The following is a 13382-nucleotide window of genomic DNA, read 5'->3' as shown; positions in this document are numbered from 1 at the left end:
CGCGGTAGAACTGCGTAGGAAATGGTGACTCCCCGGTGCAGTTCCTTACGAAATTCTGTCCGTCTCGCAATTTTTTCGCCGAGACCGATCAGTTTCGGTGCCGGGACCGGTCTATAACTATGACGGCCTCGAATCGCGGGCGCCGCAGACGATTGGACTAGCCATGCACAAGACCATCTTCGTGAATCTGCCCGTCGCCGACCTGGAGGCGTCGAAGAAGTTCTTCGGCGCGATGGGCTACCGCTTCGACGAACGCTTCTCCGACGAGAACGCCGCCGCACTGGTGCTGGGCGAGACCATGGTCGCGATGCTCCTGAAGCGCGACTTCTACCAGACCTTCGTGCCCGGACGGGAGATCATCGACGCCAAGACCACCAGCGGCGCCATCCTGTGCCTCGATGTCGACAGCCGCGAGGTGGTCGATGAGCTGGTCGGCAAGGCGATCGCTGCCGGCGCGACCGCGGGCGACGTCGAAGACCACGGATTCATGTACGGGAGTTCGTTCTACGACCTCGACGGGCACGGCTGGGAGATCATGTGGATGGATCCGGCCGCCGCTGAGGCCGGGCCCGAGGCCCACGCCGCAGCCCAGAGTGGAAGCTGACCAGAGCGCAAGCTGACCAGAACGGGAATTGATCCGGGTATGACCGACGACCGCGCCTTCGACGAGGCCACGAGCGCCCTGCGCGCCGAACTGCTGGTGCACTGCTATCACATGCTCGGTTCGGCGACGGACGCCGAAGACGTCCTCCAGGAGGTCTACCTTCGCGCGTGGCGGGCGTTCCACCGATTCGAGCGGCGGTCGTCGGTCCGTACCTGGATGTATCGGATCGCGACCAACACCTGTCTGACGGCGCTGGAGGGGAGGGGTCGACGGCCACTGCCCACCGGCCTCGGCACCGAATCGTCCGACCCGCGCGGGCCGGTGGTCGCGAACGACGAGATCCTGTGGCTGCAACCCCTGCCCGACGGGGCGCTGGGCGATCCGGCGGCGGCGGTCACCGCTCGCGAGAGCGTGGGCCTGGCGATGGTCGCCGCCATGCAGGATCTGCCCGCGAGGCAGCGGGCCGCGCTGATCATGCGCGATGTCTTGGCGTTCTCCGCAGCGGAGACCGCCGAGGCGCTCGACATGACGGTGGCCGCGGCCAACAGCGCGCTGGCCCGGGCGCGGTCGACGGTCGGCGAGGGCACCCGACGCGACGGTCGTCGTGCGGCGGAACTGTCCGAGCACGAGAAGCAGGTGTGGGACGAGTTCTGCTCGGCCTTCGAACGCCACGACATCCCCGGCGTCGTCGGCGTCCTCGCGGACGACGCGATCTGGGAGATGCCGCCGTTCCCCGGCTGGTACATCGGTGCCGAGGAGATCGGCGTCCTGTCGCTCACCCAGTGCCCGGCCAAGGTCGCGGGCGACCTCAAGATGGTCAAGACCACCTGCAACGGGCAACCTGCGGCCGGCATGTACCTGCGCGACGGCGACGTCTGGCGTCGTTTTCAGCTCGACGTGCTGACCATCTCGGACGGTCGGATCGTGCACGTCGGTGCGTTCTTCGAGCCGGAGCTGTTCACGATGGCGAGGCTGCCCGAGACCTTGGCCGACTAAACGTCGTCTTCGGCGACCGGGCCGCCTTCGCTCTCCCAGGTCTCGATCAGCATGATGCTCGACTGCGTGAACTTTCGACGGACTCCGACGCCGCCGAACTCGTCTTCCTGAATGAAGTGAGCGCCGTAGTGCATGAGCGCTTCGGTGACCCGGCGGATCTCGCCCGGGGTGAGAGAATCGCCGCCCTTCTCGTACTGGCGCAGCAACTCCGGTTCCACCCCGGCGTACCGGGCGATGGTCTTCGGCGACACCTGGCTCAGGTGTCGTGCTGCGCGTGCGAGCGCCCCGTCCAAACGAAACTCCATAGCGGCCATAGCGCCCACCATAGCCAGGAACGTCATGCGAGGGGTCCAGGTGGGACAAGCCCGGCCGACGCGGAGACGTCGTCGGCCGGGCTTGGGTCTTGGGTGCGTTGCCTACCTCGGCAGCGCGGCCAGGCGCGCGTGCGCCTGGGTCATGATCGAGTTGATCAGCTCCGCGCAGGAGGGGAGATCGTCGATCATGCCGACCACCTGACCGGAGGCGAGGACGCCCGCCTCGGTGTTGCCGTCGACCAAGCCGGCCTTGAGCAGCATCGGGGTGTTGCCCGCCATGATGATCTGCTGCCACGTGCGCTCGCCCGATTTCTTCATCGAGGCGCCGTCGCGCAGCATGCTGGTCCACTTCATGCCGGTCATCTGCTTGAACTCGTTGGCGTTGCGAGCCGCGGCGACCAGGGCCTTGGCGCGCGAGCCGGTCTCGAGGGCATTCACCAGTTCGGTGCGGAGCACCCGGTGCGGCATGCCGTCGACCTTCAGCGAGACGACGGTGTCGTTGAGGCTGCGCTTGAGGTACTCCTGCTTCACGCTGTCCGGCACGGCCGAATCGGAGGTCAGCAGGAAGCGGGTGCCCATCGCGACGCCGTCGGCGCCGTAGGCCAGCGCGGCGACGAGGCCGCGGCCGTCGAAGAAGCCGCCCGCGGCGATCACCGGGATGGACGTCGGACCGTCGTTACCGCCGAGCGCGTCGACCACCGACGGGAGCAGCAAAGTGGTGGCGACCGGACCGGTGTGTCCACCGCCCTCGCCGCCCTGCACGATGACCGCGTCCGCGCCCCACGAGGCGACCTTGACCGCGTGCTTGGCGGCACCGATCGACGGCACCACCACCAGCCCGTGATCCTTGAGCTTGGCGATCAGCTCCTTCTTCGGCGCCAGCGCGAACGATGCGACCTTGACGCCCTCGCGGATCATCAGGTCGACGCGCTCGTCGGCGTCGGTGGCGTCGGCGCGCAGGTTGACGCCGAACGGCTTGTCGGTGAGCGACTTGGTCTTCTTGATCGCGAACTCGAGTTCGTCGTAGGTCATCGTCGCCGAAGCGAGGATGCCCAGGCCGCCTGCGTTAGCGGTGGCCGCGGTCAGCGACGGACCCGACACCCAGCCCATACCGGTCTGCACGATCGGGTACTTGATCCCGACCATCTCGGTGAACCGCGTCGAGATCGGCGCGGGGGCGTTCTCCGCTGCGCTCACGACTTGACCTCGCGGTCGCGCAGGCTCTTCGGATCCAGGACCTCGCGGATCAGCCGCAGCTGCTCGTCGGTCGGGGTCGCGGTGACCGGCGCCGAGTCGAGGTCGGCGATCGGGAAGCCGGTGTTCTCGGCCACCTGCTCGGCGGTGACGCCGGGGTGCAGCGACAGTGCGCGCATGGTGTGGCCCGGGCCGCTGAAGTCGAAGACGCCGAGGTTGGTGACGACGCGGTGGATGTTGAGATCGTCGTATGCGGGGTTGCGCTCGTCGACCTTGTCGAACCCGACGCCCGAGACGATGTCGACCTGCTCCGGGAACACGCGGGCGGTGTGGTTGCCGACCCAGTAGCTCGTCGGATGGTTGATGGTGTTGCCGGGAGCGCCGCGGACGCCGAACATCTGGCGGGTCGGCTGCTTGAGCGAGCCGAACGCCGACAGGTTCTGGTTGCCGAAGCGGTCGATCTGGTTGGCACCCATCACGACGTGGCGACGACCGGAGGCGACGACGTCGAAGACCTTCGGGAACGGCATCCAGCCCTCGATGGCACCGGTCTTGCCGACGGCGGGGGTGTCGGCCAGGATCAGTGCTTCACCGTCGGTGATCAGCAGATCGGGCTCGGTGGTCAGGCGTGCGAGGCGGGCGCCGATGAGCGGGTTGGTGGCCATCGGCGAGGCCATGATCTCGCCTGCGCCGGTGAAGATGTCCGCGCACGCGGTGACGCAGTACTCGGCCCGGGTGATCTCAGCGTTACTCACTTGGCTTCCTCCTGCTCGGCCTGCCACTTGATGACTTCGTTCTGATAGGTCGCCTCGTCGACGTCGAGGAAGCGGGTGCGGAACGCCGACCAGGTCGCGTCGTCGGCGGCCGACGTCGCGTAGTGCTTGAGGAAGGCGTTGTCGCGGCCGTAGCCGCCGGCGAACGTGAAGTGCGCGCCGTTCGGGGTGTGCACCACGCGGTCGACGTTCATGCGGTTGACGATCAGTCGCTCGCGTTCCACCGACGAGACCAGCTTCTCGGTGCTGACGATCTCGTCGACCTCCAGGTAGCGGCGCTCGGCGGCAGCCAGGTAGAGGTCGTCGAAGTACGGGTCCACACCGGTGTACGCGGCGTTGCCGTGCGCATCGGCGAGGTCGAGGTGGACGAACGCGGCGTCGAGCTTGAGCGCGGGCATCGCGATCAGCGTCTGCGTGCGGCCGTCGGCGTCCGGGTACGGCGACTCGACGGTCTTGAGCTCGCCCTCCCAGAACTCGGGGACGGCGGAGCCGAGTCCCGCGCGGATCGGAAGGAAGGGCAGACGGGCGGCGGCTGCTTCCAGGCCGCACTTGATCATGCCCTCGTCCATCTCACGCGCTTCCAGGGTCCCGGAGGTGCGGGCCTTGGCGAACCACGGGTCGTAGAACGGCGCGGCGTCGAGCGAAACGAAGCCGTAGTACGCGCGCTTCACCTTGCCTGCGGCGCACAGCAGGCCGAGGTCGGCGCCGCCGTACGTGACGACCGTCAGGTCCTTGACGTTCGAGCGGGCGATGGCGCGCACCAGGGCCATCGGCTTGCGCCGGGAACCCCAGCCGCCGATGCCGATCGTCATGCCGTCGCGCAGTTCGCCGACGACGTCGTCGAGCGTGCTGGTCTTGTCGGTTGGCATCTACTTGTTCTCCTTCAACGTCTTGCCGGTCTCGACGAACGCATCGCGATGCTCGTCGGCCACGCCGGCCAGATTCAGTTCGTACGTGTAGCGCTGTTCAAGCAGGTAGCTGGTCTTGACGTCGACGGGGTCGATGCCGTTGATCGCGGCCTTGGCCGCGCGGATGACCCGGGTGTCCTTGGCGTCGATGAGGCGGGCCACCTCGAGGGCGGTCTCGAGCAGCTCTTCGCGGGGGACGGCCTTGTAGCACGAGCCGAAGTGCACCAGCTGCTGCGCGGTGATGTTCTGCGCCGTGAAGTACAGGGTCCGCATCATGTGCTGGGGGACCAAGCGGGCCAGGTGGGTGGCGGCGCCGAGGGCGCCGCGGTCCACCTCGGGGAGGCCGAAGATCGCGTCGTCGGACGCGACGATCACGTCGGCGTTGCCGACCAGGCCGATGCCCCCGCCGACGCAGAAGCCGTTGACGGCGGCGATCACCGGGACGGCGCAGTCGTAGACGGCGGAGAACGCCGCGGCGCACCCCTGGTTGGCGCCGACGAGTGCGTCGAAGCCGCTGGTGTTCTGCATCTCCTTGATGTCGACGCCGGCATTGAAGCCGCGGCCCTCGGCCCGCAGGATCACCACGGAGGTCTCCGGGTCGGCGCCTGCGGCGGTGATTGCATCGGCGAGTTCGAACCAGGCGGCGCTGGGCAGCGCGTTGACCGGCGGAACGTCGACCGTCACGGTGACGATGCCGGATTCGGCACGGGCGGTGGTGATCGGCACACCGACTCCTTCGTTTGAGGCGTGGGGGAGGCTCGCGGTGGAGCTTTGGAGCCACCCAAGCAAATGCTTGGTTGTTTGTTACAGTAGCACCATGACCGAAGCAGTGCACAGCCCGGTGAATCTGGGACTGACTGGCAAAACGATCCTCATCACCGGCGGTGCGCGCGGTGTCGGCGCGGGCATCGCCCAGGTCCTCGAAGACCTCGGCGCCGTCCCGATCGTCTGCGCTCGCCGCCCCGGCGACGACGACCGCGAGTTCTATTCGTGCGACGTCCGCGACAGCGACGCGGTGGCCGAGATGATCGGCACGATCGTCGCCAAGCACGGCAGGCTCGACGGCGTCGTCAACAATGCGGGCGGCTCCCCGTTCGCGCTCGCCGCGGACGCCTCCGACAATTTCTCGCGCAAGATCATCGAGCTCAACCTGATGGCGCCGCTGATCGTCGCGCGGGCCGCCCACGCGGTGATGGCGGACCAGGAGGGCGGCGGTGCCATCGTCAACATCTCCAGCGTCAGCGGCCACCGGCCGTCTCCCGGCACGTCGGCCTACGGTGCGGCCAAGGCCGGACTGGACAACCTCACCGAATCGCTCGCCGTGGAATGGGCCCCCGCGGTCCGGATGAACTCCGTGGTGTGCGGCCCGGTGGAGACCGAGCTGTCGCACCTGCATTACGGCGACGACGAGGGCGTGGCCGCCGTCGGCGCGACCATCCCGATGGGCCGCCTGGCCCGCCCCGCCGACATCGGCAACGCGGTGGCGTTCTTCCTGTCGCCGCTCTCTCAGTTCATCACCGGCTCCACCGTCACCGTGCACGGTGGCGGCGAGAAGCCGGCCTTCCTGTCCGCGGCAAACGCGGGCAACAAGTCCTAAGAAGAGAAAGCGAAAAGCATTGACCAACACACTGAATGACGGCCGCGTCGTCATCGTCACCGGGGCGGGCCAGGGAATCGGCCGCGCCCACGCACTCGCCTTCGCCGCCGACGGCGCGAAGGTGGTCGTCAACGACTACGCCGCCGACTCGGCCGCGACCGTCGTCGAGGAGATCAAGGCGGCGGGCGGCGAAGCCGTCGTCGCGGCGGGCGACGTGGCCGACTGGGACACCGGTGCCGCGATCGTGCAGACCGCTGTCGACACCTTCGGTGGCCTGGACGTGCTGGTCAACAATGCGGGCTTCCTGCGCGACCGCATGCTGCTCTCGCTCGACGAGGACGAGTGGGACGCGGTGGTCCGGGTGCACCTCAAGGGGCACTTCGTGATGCTCCGCCACGCCGGGGCCTACTGGCGCGCACAGTCGAAGGCCGGACAGCAGCCGGTCGCGCGCATCATCAACACCAGCTCGGGCGCAGGCATCTTCGGCTCGGTGGGCCAGGGCAACTACGCCGCAGCCAAGGCGGCGATCGCGGAGCTCACCATTCAGGCCGCGGCCGAACTCGGCGGCTACGGCGTCACCGTCAACGGCATCGCCCCCGCCGCGCGCACCCAGATGACGATGGGTGCGGGCGACGAGATGGCCGCGCAGATGGCGGCTCCGGCCGACGGCTCGTTCGACGCCATGGATCCGGCCAACATCTCGCCGCTCGTGGTGTGGCTGGGCTCGCCGGAGTCGGCCGCCGTGACCGGTCGCCTCTTCGAGGTGGAAGGCGGCACCGTCACCGTGCTCGACGGCTGGCAGCGTGCGGCCTCGCGTGACAAGGGTGCTCGCTGGGAGGTCGCCGAGCTGACGCCGGTCGTCACCGAGCTGATCGCGGCATCGCCGGCGCAGGTGAAGGCATATGGCGCTCGCTGACGCCGATCGGATCGCGGCGGCGCGCGCATACGTCGACGCGCTGGTGAGCCACGACGCGTCGGCGGTTCCGCTCGATCCGGGCTGCACTCGGATCGAGCTGGGCGTCAAGACCGGCCGCAACGGCGATCACATCCGACGCAGTCTGAACGGTGGACCGCAGTTCAAGCTGATCCACCGGATCAGCGAGTTCGAGGCCACGGTCGACGGGAACACCGTGAACTCCACCTATTTCGTGCACGTGCATCCGAAGCCGATCGGCCTGGCCGCTCCGGTGACGGAGTCGTTCGAAGTCAACGACGCAGGCGACATCACCGCCATCGTCGCCCGCTTCTCGGTGCCGCGCCGCAAGGCGTGAGGCCTCGCCGGTACCGAACCCAACCGAAAGGAAACGCATGTCGGACTCCTCGGCCGATCCCGTCCGCTACCAGGTGCGCGACGGCATCGCCGTCCTCACGCTGAATCGACCGGAGGCGATGAACTCGGTCAACGCCGCGCTCGCCACGGCCGTGGGCGAGGCGCTCGAGCAGGCGTCGACCGATCCTGCCGTGCGCGCCGTGGTGCTGACCGGCAACGGTCGTGCGTTCTGCGCGGGCGCCGATCTCAAGGCCATCGCGCGCGGCGAGTCGATCGCCGCCGACGGCCACCCGGAATGGGGCTTCGCCGGAATCGTCCAGCACTGGATCGACAAGCCGGTGATCGCGGCGGTCAACGGCTTCGCGATGGGTGGCGGCACGGAGCTGGTGCTGGCGTGCGACCTGGTGGTCGCCGCCGACACCGCCGTGTTCGGGCTGCCCGAAGTGAAGCGAGGACTGATCGCCGGTGCGGGCGGCGTGGTTCGCCTGCAGCGGCAGCTGCCGCTGAAGCGGGCGCTGGAGCTCGCGCTGACCGGCGACGGGATCGAGGCGGCGGTCGCGCTCGACTGGGGCCTGGTGAACCGGGTGGTCCCGGCCGAGGCGGTTCTCGAGACCGCGCTGGAACTGGCGCGGAAGATCGCCGCCAATGCGCCGCTGTCGGTGCAGTACAGCAAGCAGATGATGTACCGCACGCAGACCGGGCCGTCGGATTGGAATCCGGCGTGGGGAAGCGAGGAGCCGTGGGCGGTCAACGGTGAGCTCGGTCTGAAGGTCTTCACCTCCGCCGACGCGATGGAGGGGCCGCGGGCCTTCGCCGAGAAGCGCGAACCGAACTGGCAGGGCAAGTAGCCCGCTGGGGTCAGTGCTGGACGGGGCAGCCCGAGTTGGCGAAGGTGCCCAGCCGATCGATCGTGTAGCCGTTGGGGTACGACTTCACCCGGGCCATGTCCTGCGCGTGCTGCGCGCGGCGTCGCTTCGGCAGGTATGCCACCGCCCTGCCGCGCAGTTTGAGGCCGGCGATCGACGCCGCACGGAACACCGCGTTCGGCTTGCGATAGCCGAAGGCGTCGAGCAGTGCGTCGTCCATCACCGAGCGGCTGAACGGCTCGATCAGCGGGCGAACCGGCTTCAGGTAGAAGGTTTTGAAGAGGTCGAGCGTCGCGTCGCCGATGCGGCGGACGCCGGGGGTCCCGCCGGAGACGAAGTGCTCGATCTCGTAGCTGTCCATCAAGGCCGCGAACTCCTCGAAGGTCTCGGGGATGTCCTTGATGGCCATGTGTCGACCCAGATTGCGGTAGTAGAGGGTGATGGCGCGGGTCTCGTCGGCGGTCAGGTCGCGCCACCCGTAGTCGGCGATCCAGCGCACCGGCACCACCACGAAGGTCGCGAGGACGTACAGCATGTCGTCGTTCGAGATGTCGTACATCTTGTGCATCTGGTTGATGCGGCGGATCGAGTCCTTGCCCTTGGGGCTGTCGAAGCCTTCGAGGAGGGGAACCTCCAGGAGGATGACGGTGTCGTCGTACCGGCGCTGCGCGCGGTCGCGGAACTCGGCGGTCCGGTCGAGCAGCTCACCGACACTGGGGACGGCGTAGGTGCGGAAGAGCGCGAAGCTCAGTGCCTGGTTGATGTCCCACGGGAACTCGTAGGAGGCGAGGCTCCGGTAGATCTCGTGGAACTGCGTCTCCGGATCCATCCCGGCGGTCAGGGACGAGGTGTTCTTCAGGGACTTCGGGCTCAAGGTGGTGAGTGCCATGGCTGCTGCTCCTTCTGGGCTGTTGCAGCAACTGTAAGTCGACTTACAGTTTTGTGCAAGGAGTCACTTCGGCCCGTGTGAAAAGGTGGATCGCATGGTGAAGAAGTCGGTGCCGTCCGAACATGCGCGACGACGCTTCCTCGATGCGGGCCTGACGGTCCTGGGGGAGCGAGGTCACGCGGGCCTGAAACTGGCGCAGGTCTGTGCGGCGGCGGGGGCCACCACCGGCAGCTTCTATCACGCCTTCGGCAGCTGGGCGGACTTCAAGACGGCGCTGATCGCGCATTGGCGCCACGAGCAGAGTCGGCGGCTCATCGACGGTGCGCTCGCAGTCGACGATCCCCGTGCGAGGGTGGACTTCCTGGTGAATGTCGGCCTCACCCTCAACAGGGAGACCGAATCGGCCATCCGCGTCTGGTCGACGCACGACGCCGAAGTGCTCACGCATTTGGAAGAGGTCGATCGCGAACGTGCGCGGGTCATCGCCGACACGAGTGCCGAGCTGATCGACGACCCGCAGACCGCGGAGTTGTACGCACAGGTGGCGATGTACCTGCTGATCGGCTATCAGATGGGCACCGTCGATTCCATCGACGCGCTTCGGTTCGGCTTCGCGACCATGTTGGATCAGGTGCTGGGTCCGGCGGATTAGCAACCGGCGGGATGGCGCACGACGACAGCGGGCCGGACCCTTTCGGATCCGGCCCGCTGTTCTGTCGGTTCTGTGGCGTCGGTCAGTGTCAGGCGCTGGGGGCGCGCACGACCATCGGGACGCCCGGGAACAGTAATGCCATCTCCGAGCGCGACTTCCGCAAGGCGGCGGTGCCGTAGCCGTGCTTACGGGCCGACGGGCGGATCCAGATGCGGACGTCCACCTCGCCGCCGGTCAACTCGCCGAAGACGAAGCCGATCTTGGTGGTGCCCTCGACGGCGACCAGCCAGACGGCGTCTTCGGCGTCGACGCGATCGACGGCCTTGGCGATCTCCTCGCTGACCGCTCCGGCGGGGGCGCCCGAGCCGTCGCCGGCAACGCCCTGTTCGGCGGTGCGCTCGGCGAACAGATCGGCGTCGTCGTCTGCGGAGAACGGGCGGAGGTCGAGGCTGTCGCCGGTGCTGGCCGGGCGCTCGGCCAGGGTGAACGTGACTTCCTCGTTGAGGTTGTCGAGCTCAGCCTGGTTGCTGCGGCGCTCGGCCTTGGTGAGCTGGTAGAACGACATGTTCAGAATTGCTTCGGCGCCGAGCTTCGACTTTCCGAGAAGCTCGGCGATCGCGGTCGCTGCGGCGTCGCGGTCGTCGGCGTCGACGATGGCGTCGAGCACCTCGTGGCGTCGATCCATCGCGGTCAGAAGCGCATCGGTGATGTCTCGTCGGGTTGCTGCCTGGTCCAGATCCGTCATATTTCGATACTAGTCCGAGAATGTCCCACTCGCTTCCCTGAATTTAGAACACGTTCTAGTATTCGAAGTATGGGATCTGAAACGAACACGGTCGATGTGCTGCGCAACCCCGTCCACCTCGGCGACCTGATGGTGGCCGCGCTGAAGCGGCACCGCGACAACCCCGTCCTCCGCCTCGGCGACACTGAATTGACCGGCGGACAGATGGCCGAGCACGTCAGCCGCTACATCCAGGCATTCGAAGCGGTCGGAGCGGGTACCGGCACCGCAGTGGGACTGTTGGCGCTGAATCGCCCCGAGGTGCTCTTCGTGATCGGCGCCGGCCAGACGCAGGGCTGGCGCCGCACCGCGCTGCATCCGCTCGGCTCGCTCGACGACCACGCCTACGTCCTCTCGGACGCCGGTGTGACGACGCTGGTGATCGATCCGAATCCGATGTTCGTCCAGCGCGCCGTGGAGCTCGTCGAGCGCGTCGACAGTCTCGTGCAGGTGCTCACGCTGGGCCCGGTCCCCGCCGAACTCGCCGCGGTCGGCACCGACATCGTCGCCGCGGCGCAGAAGCTCGAGGCGCGCGAACTCACCGCAGCGGTCCTCGACCCCGAGCACGTCGTCTCGATCACGTACACCGGCGGCACCACCGGCAAGCCGAAGGGCGTGGTCGGCACCGCGCGCGCCATGCTCACCATGACGCAGATCCAGCTCGCCGAGTGGGAATGGCCCGAGCATCCCAAGTTCCTGATGTGCACGCCGCTCTCGCACGCGGGCGCGGCCTTCTTCGTCCCGACCCTCATCAAGGGCGGCACCATGCTGGTGCTCAGCAAGTTCGATCCCGCCGAGGTCCTCGAGACCATCGAACGCGAACGGATCACCGCGACCATGCTGGTGCCGTCGATGCTGTACGCCCTGATGGACCACCCCGACTCCAAGACGCGCGATCTCTCGTCGCTGGAGACCGTCTATTACGGCGCCTCGCCGATGAGCCCGGTGCGGCTGGCCGAGGCCATCGACCGCTTCGGCCCGATCTTCGCGCAGTACTACGGCCAGTCCGAGGCCCCGATGGTCATCAGCTACCTCCGCAAGGACGAGCACGACGCGGCGCGCCTGGGCAGCTGCGGTCGGTCTTCGGCGTTCCTGCGCACGGCGCTACTCGACTCCGAGGGCAACCGCGTGGCGCGCGGTGAGCCCGGCGAGATCTGCGTGTCCGGTCCGCTGCTGGCCGGCGGATATCTCGGCCTGCCCGAGCAGACCGCCGAGACCTTCGTCGACGGCTGGCTCCACACCGGCGACGTGGCACGCGAGGACGAGGACGGCTTCTGGTTCATCGTCGACCGCACCAAGGACATGATCGTCACCGGCGGCTTCAACGTGTTCCCGCGCGAGGTGGAGGACGTCGCCGCCGAGCATCCGGCGGTCGCGCAGGTCGGCGTGGTGGGCGTGCCCGACGAGAAGTGGGGCGAGGCGGTCACTGCCGTGGTGGTCCTCCGGCCCGACGCCGACAGCAGTGACGACGCCAAGGGTGCCGTGGCCGCAGCGATCCAGTCGGCCGTCAAGGAACGCAAGGGGGCCGTCCAATCGCCCAAGCAGGTGGTCTTCGTCGACGCACTTCCGCTGACCGCACTGGGGAAGCCGGACAAGAAGGCGCTGCGCGCGCAGTTCTGGGAAGGCGCCGGCCGCGCGGTCGGATAGTCGCCATGGATGCCGAGCCGAAGCTGACCGTCGTCGCGAATCTGGACCTGTGCGACGGCTACGGCGAGTGCGTGAAGGCCGCACCCGACCACTTCCAACTCGACGACGACGGATACGTCGTCGTCACGGACGAGAACGTGACGCCGGAGGCGCAAGGTCGGGTGATCGCCGCCGTGACCCGCTGTCCGAAGTCCGTGCTGTCGCTGCTGGCCGACGGCAAGCCGGTCGACCTCCCGTAGGACGAAGAATCCGGCTGTCCCGACCGAAGTCGGGACAGCCGGATTCTTGCTGCTCGGCGGAAGGTCGCTAGGAACTACACCTGGGCCGCCGGGTCGCAGACGACCACCGGGATCTTCCGGTCGGTCCACGCCGCGTACGTGTCGAAGTCGGCGTACAGCTCCACCAGGAGCGGCCACAGTTCGGCGCGCTCGGCGTCGTCGGCGATGCGGGCCACGTACTGACGATCGTCGCCGCCCACCTGAATGCGGACCTTGGGCTCGTCGCGCAGGTTGTAGTACCACGCCGGGTTCTTGGGGAGGCCGCCCTGCGAGGCCACCAGGACGATCGACTCGCCGTGCCGCAGGTACAGCAGCGGCACGGTTCGCTCCCGACTCGACTTGCGGCCGACGGTGGTGAGCAGGCAGACGGGGGTGGGATTGCGCAGCGCGGCACCGACTCGCCAGGTGCCGCCGAGCTTGCCTCGGGTCACTTGGTACAGCTTGGTGTTGAGTCGGGAGCCGACCTTGATGATCTGCGCGACCACCGGTGAATCGAGTTGTGCCGGGCGCGAATTCGGGTCCATGGTCCTCGTCTGCCTGCTCGCCGCGATCAGATGCGTTCGATGATGGTGGCGGTCGCCAGTGCGCCGCCCGCACACATGGTGACCAG

General features: G+C 67.9%; 17 protein-coding genes. 9 read left to right on the top strand and 8 right to left on the bottom strand.

The window, feature by feature from the left end; genetic code table 11:
• Positions 1–163 precede the first annotated feature (163 nt).
• On the top strand, positions 164–604 hold the full coding sequence (locus GX543_RS14145; RefSeq protein WP_290852756.1) for a glyoxalase: 441 nt from the start codon (positions 164–166) through the stop codon (positions 602–604).
• A gap of 39 nt (positions 605–643) precedes the next feature.
• Positions 644–1600 carry an RNA polymerase subunit sigma-70 gene (locus GX543_RS14140; RefSeq protein WP_290852754.1) on the top strand — a complete coding sequence of 319 codons (957 nt, stop codon included), beginning with the start codon at positions 644–646 and terminating at the stop codon, positions 1598–1600.
• Here the strand turns inward: GX543_RS14140 and GX543_RS14135 are convergent.
• The 5 genes from GX543_RS14135 to GX543_RS14115 all read right to left on the bottom strand — a co-directional run bounded on the left by GX543_RS14135 (position 1597) and on the right by GX543_RS14115 (position 5515).
• Positions 1597–1914 carry a helix-turn-helix transcriptional regulator gene (locus GX543_RS14135; RefSeq protein WP_290852752.1) on the bottom strand — a complete coding sequence of 106 codons (318 nt, stop codon included), beginning with the start codon at positions 1912–1914 and terminating at the stop codon, positions 1597–1599. The genes GX543_RS14140 and GX543_RS14135 overlap by 4 nt on opposite strands.
• Before the next feature lie 102 nt (positions 1915–2016).
• Positions 2017–3111 carry a nitronate monooxygenase gene (locus GX543_RS14130; protein WP_290852751.1) on the bottom strand — a complete coding sequence of 365 codons (1095 nt, stop codon included), beginning with the start codon at positions 3109–3111 and terminating at the stop codon, positions 2017–2019.
• Positions 3108–3863: a CoA-transferase gene (locus tag GX543_RS14125; RefSeq protein ID WP_290852750.1), complete on the bottom strand. Its 756-nt coding sequence runs from the start codon at positions 3861–3863 to the stop codon at positions 3108–3110. The genes GX543_RS14130 and GX543_RS14125 overlap by 4 nt, the downstream gene beginning before the upstream one ends.
• Entirely contained in the window at positions 3860–4750 is an 891-nt protein-coding gene (locus GX543_RS14120; RefSeq protein WP_290852748.1) for a CoA transferase subunit A, read from the bottom strand. The genes GX543_RS14125 and GX543_RS14120 overlap by 4 nt, the downstream gene beginning before the upstream one ends.
• On the bottom strand, positions 4751–5515 hold the full coding sequence (locus GX543_RS14115; RefSeq protein WP_290852746.1) for an enoyl-CoA hydratase family protein: 765 nt from the start codon (positions 5513–5515) through the stop codon (positions 4751–4753).
• Between the two features lie 91 nt (positions 5516–5606).
• On the opposite strand from GX543_RS14115, the gene GX543_RS14110 reads away from it, so the two are divergent.
• The 4 genes from GX543_RS14110 to GX543_RS14095 are packed head-to-tail and all read left to right on the top strand — an operon-like array spanning position 5607 to position 8504.
• Positions 5607–6386 (top strand): SDR family oxidoreductase, encoded by a 780-nt coding sequence (locus GX543_RS14110; RefSeq protein ID WP_290852744.1) that lies wholly within the window; start codon positions 5607–5609, stop codon positions 6384–6386.
• 19 nt (positions 6387–6405) lie between these two features.
• Positions 6406–7302, top strand: coding sequence for an SDR family oxidoreductase (locus tag GX543_RS14105; protein WP_290852742.1), 897 nt, complete (start codon positions 6406–6408; stop codon positions 7300–7302).
• Positions 7289–7657, top strand: a complete 369-nt coding sequence (locus GX543_RS14100; RefSeq protein WP_290852741.1) for a hypothetical protein — start codon at positions 7289–7291, stop codon at positions 7655–7657. The genes GX543_RS14105 and GX543_RS14100 overlap by 14 nt, the downstream gene beginning before the upstream one ends.
• Positions 7658–7694: 37 nt before the next feature.
• Positions 7695–8504 (top strand): crotonase/enoyl-CoA hydratase family protein, encoded by an 810-nt coding sequence (locus tag GX543_RS14095; RefSeq protein ID WP_290852740.1) that lies wholly within the window; start codon positions 7695–7697, stop codon positions 8502–8504.
• A 10-nt stretch (positions 8505–8514) separates the two neighbouring features.
• On the opposite strand, the gene GX543_RS14090 is transcribed toward GX543_RS14095, so the two are convergent.
• Positions 8515–9411, bottom strand: coding sequence for an oxygenase MpaB family protein (locus tag GX543_RS14090; protein WP_290852738.1), 897 nt, complete (start codon positions 9409–9411; stop codon positions 8515–8517).
• Between the two features lie 94 nt (positions 9412–9505).
• Between GX543_RS14090 and GX543_RS14085 the strand changes: the two genes are divergently transcribed.
• Positions 9506–10063 carry a TetR/AcrR family transcriptional regulator gene (locus GX543_RS14085; protein ID WP_290852737.1) on the top strand — a complete coding sequence of 186 codons (558 nt, stop codon included), beginning with the start codon at positions 9506–9508 and terminating at the stop codon, positions 10061–10063.
• A gap of 88 nt (positions 10064–10151) precedes the next feature.
• Here the strand turns inward: GX543_RS14085 and GX543_RS14080 are convergent, their stop codons facing one another.
• Positions 10152–10808 (bottom strand): GNAT family N-acetyltransferase, encoded by a 657-nt coding sequence (locus tag GX543_RS14080; protein WP_290852735.1) that lies wholly within the window; start codon positions 10806–10808, stop codon positions 10152–10154.
• Between the two features lie 69 nt (positions 10809–10877).
• On the opposite strand from GX543_RS14080, the gene fadD8 reads away from it, so the two are divergent.
• Both fadD8 and GX543_RS14070 read left to right on the top strand, forming a co-directional pair.
• Positions 10878–12494 carry a fatty-acid--CoA ligase FadD8 gene (gene fadD8, locus GX543_RS14075; RefSeq protein ID WP_290852734.1) on the top strand — a complete coding sequence of 539 codons (1617 nt, stop codon included), beginning with the start codon at positions 10878–10880 and terminating at the stop codon, positions 12492–12494.
• A 5-nt stretch (positions 12495–12499) separates the two neighbouring features.
• Positions 12500–12733, top strand: a complete 234-nt coding sequence (locus GX543_RS14070; protein WP_290852732.1) for a ferredoxin — start codon at positions 12500–12502, stop codon at positions 12731–12733.
• A 74-nt stretch (positions 12734–12807) separates the two neighbouring features.
• Here GX543_RS14070 and GX543_RS14065 read toward each other — a convergent pair whose 3' ends face one another.
• Complete coding sequence (locus GX543_RS14065) at positions 12808–13296, bottom strand: nitroreductase family deazaflavin-dependent oxidoreductase (RefSeq protein ID WP_290852778.1); 489 nt, start codon at positions 13294–13296, stop codon at positions 12808–12810.
• Between the last annotated feature and the right edge of the window lie 86 nt (positions 13297–13382).

The sequence above is a fragment of the Gordonia sp. (in: high G+C Gram-positive bacteria) genome (assembly GCF_012515855.1).
Classification (GTDB): Bacteria; Actinomycetota; Actinomycetes; order Mycobacteriales; family Mycobacteriaceae; genus Gordonia.
The sequence above is the reverse complement of the archived record's forward strand: the minus strand, read 5'-3'. Positions and strand labels throughout refer to the sequence as shown.

Excerpts from the sequence above, each read along its gene's own strand:
- GX543_RS14145 (WP_290852756.1), top strand. The coding sequence starts at position 164 with ATGCACAAGACCATCTTCGTGAATCTGCCCGTCGCCGACCTGGAGGCG.
- GX543_RS14140 (WP_290852754.1), top strand. The coding sequence starts at position 644 with ATGACCGACGACCGCGCCTTCGACGAGGCCACGAGCGCCCTGCGCGCC.
- GX543_RS14135 (WP_290852752.1), bottom strand. The coding sequence starts at position 1,914 with ATGGCCGCTATGGAGTTTCGTTTGGACGGGGCGCTCGCACGCGCAGCA.
- GX543_RS14120 (WP_290852748.1), bottom strand. The coding sequence starts at position 4,750 with ATGCCAACCGACAAGACCAGCACGCTCGACGACGTCGTCGGCGAACTG.
- GX543_RS14110 (WP_290852744.1), top strand. The coding sequence starts at position 5,607 with ATGACCGAAGCAGTGCACAGCCCGGTGAATCTGGGACTGACTGGCAAA.
- GX543_RS14100 (WP_290852741.1), top strand. The coding sequence starts at position 7,289 with ATGGCGCTCGCTGACGCCGATCGGATCGCGGCGGCGCGCGCATACGTC.
- GX543_RS14095 (WP_290852740.1), top strand. The coding sequence starts at position 7,695 with ATGTCGGACTCCTCGGCCGATCCCGTCCGCTACCAGGTGCGCGACGGC.
- GX543_RS14090 (WP_290852738.1), bottom strand. The coding sequence starts at position 9,411 with ATGGCACTCACCACCTTGAGCCCGAAGTCCCTGAAGAACACCTCGTCC.
- GX543_RS14085 (WP_290852737.1), top strand. The coding sequence starts at position 9,506 with ATGGTGAAGAAGTCGGTGCCGTCCGAACATGCGCGACGACGCTTCCTC.
- GX543_RS14080 (WP_290852735.1), bottom strand. The coding sequence starts at position 10,808 with ATGACGGATCTGGACCAGGCAGCAACCCGACGAGACATCACCGATGCG.
- fadD8 (WP_290852734.1), top strand. The coding sequence starts at position 10,878 with ATGGGATCTGAAACGAACACGGTCGATGTGCTGCGCAACCCCGTCCAC.
- GX543_RS14070 (WP_290852732.1), top strand. The coding sequence starts at position 12,500 with ATGGATGCCGAGCCGAAGCTGACCGTCGTCGCGAATCTGGACCTGTGC.
- GX543_RS14065 (WP_290852778.1), bottom strand. The coding sequence starts at position 13,296 with ATGGACCCGAATTCGCGCCCGGCACAACTCGATTCACCGGTGGTCGCG.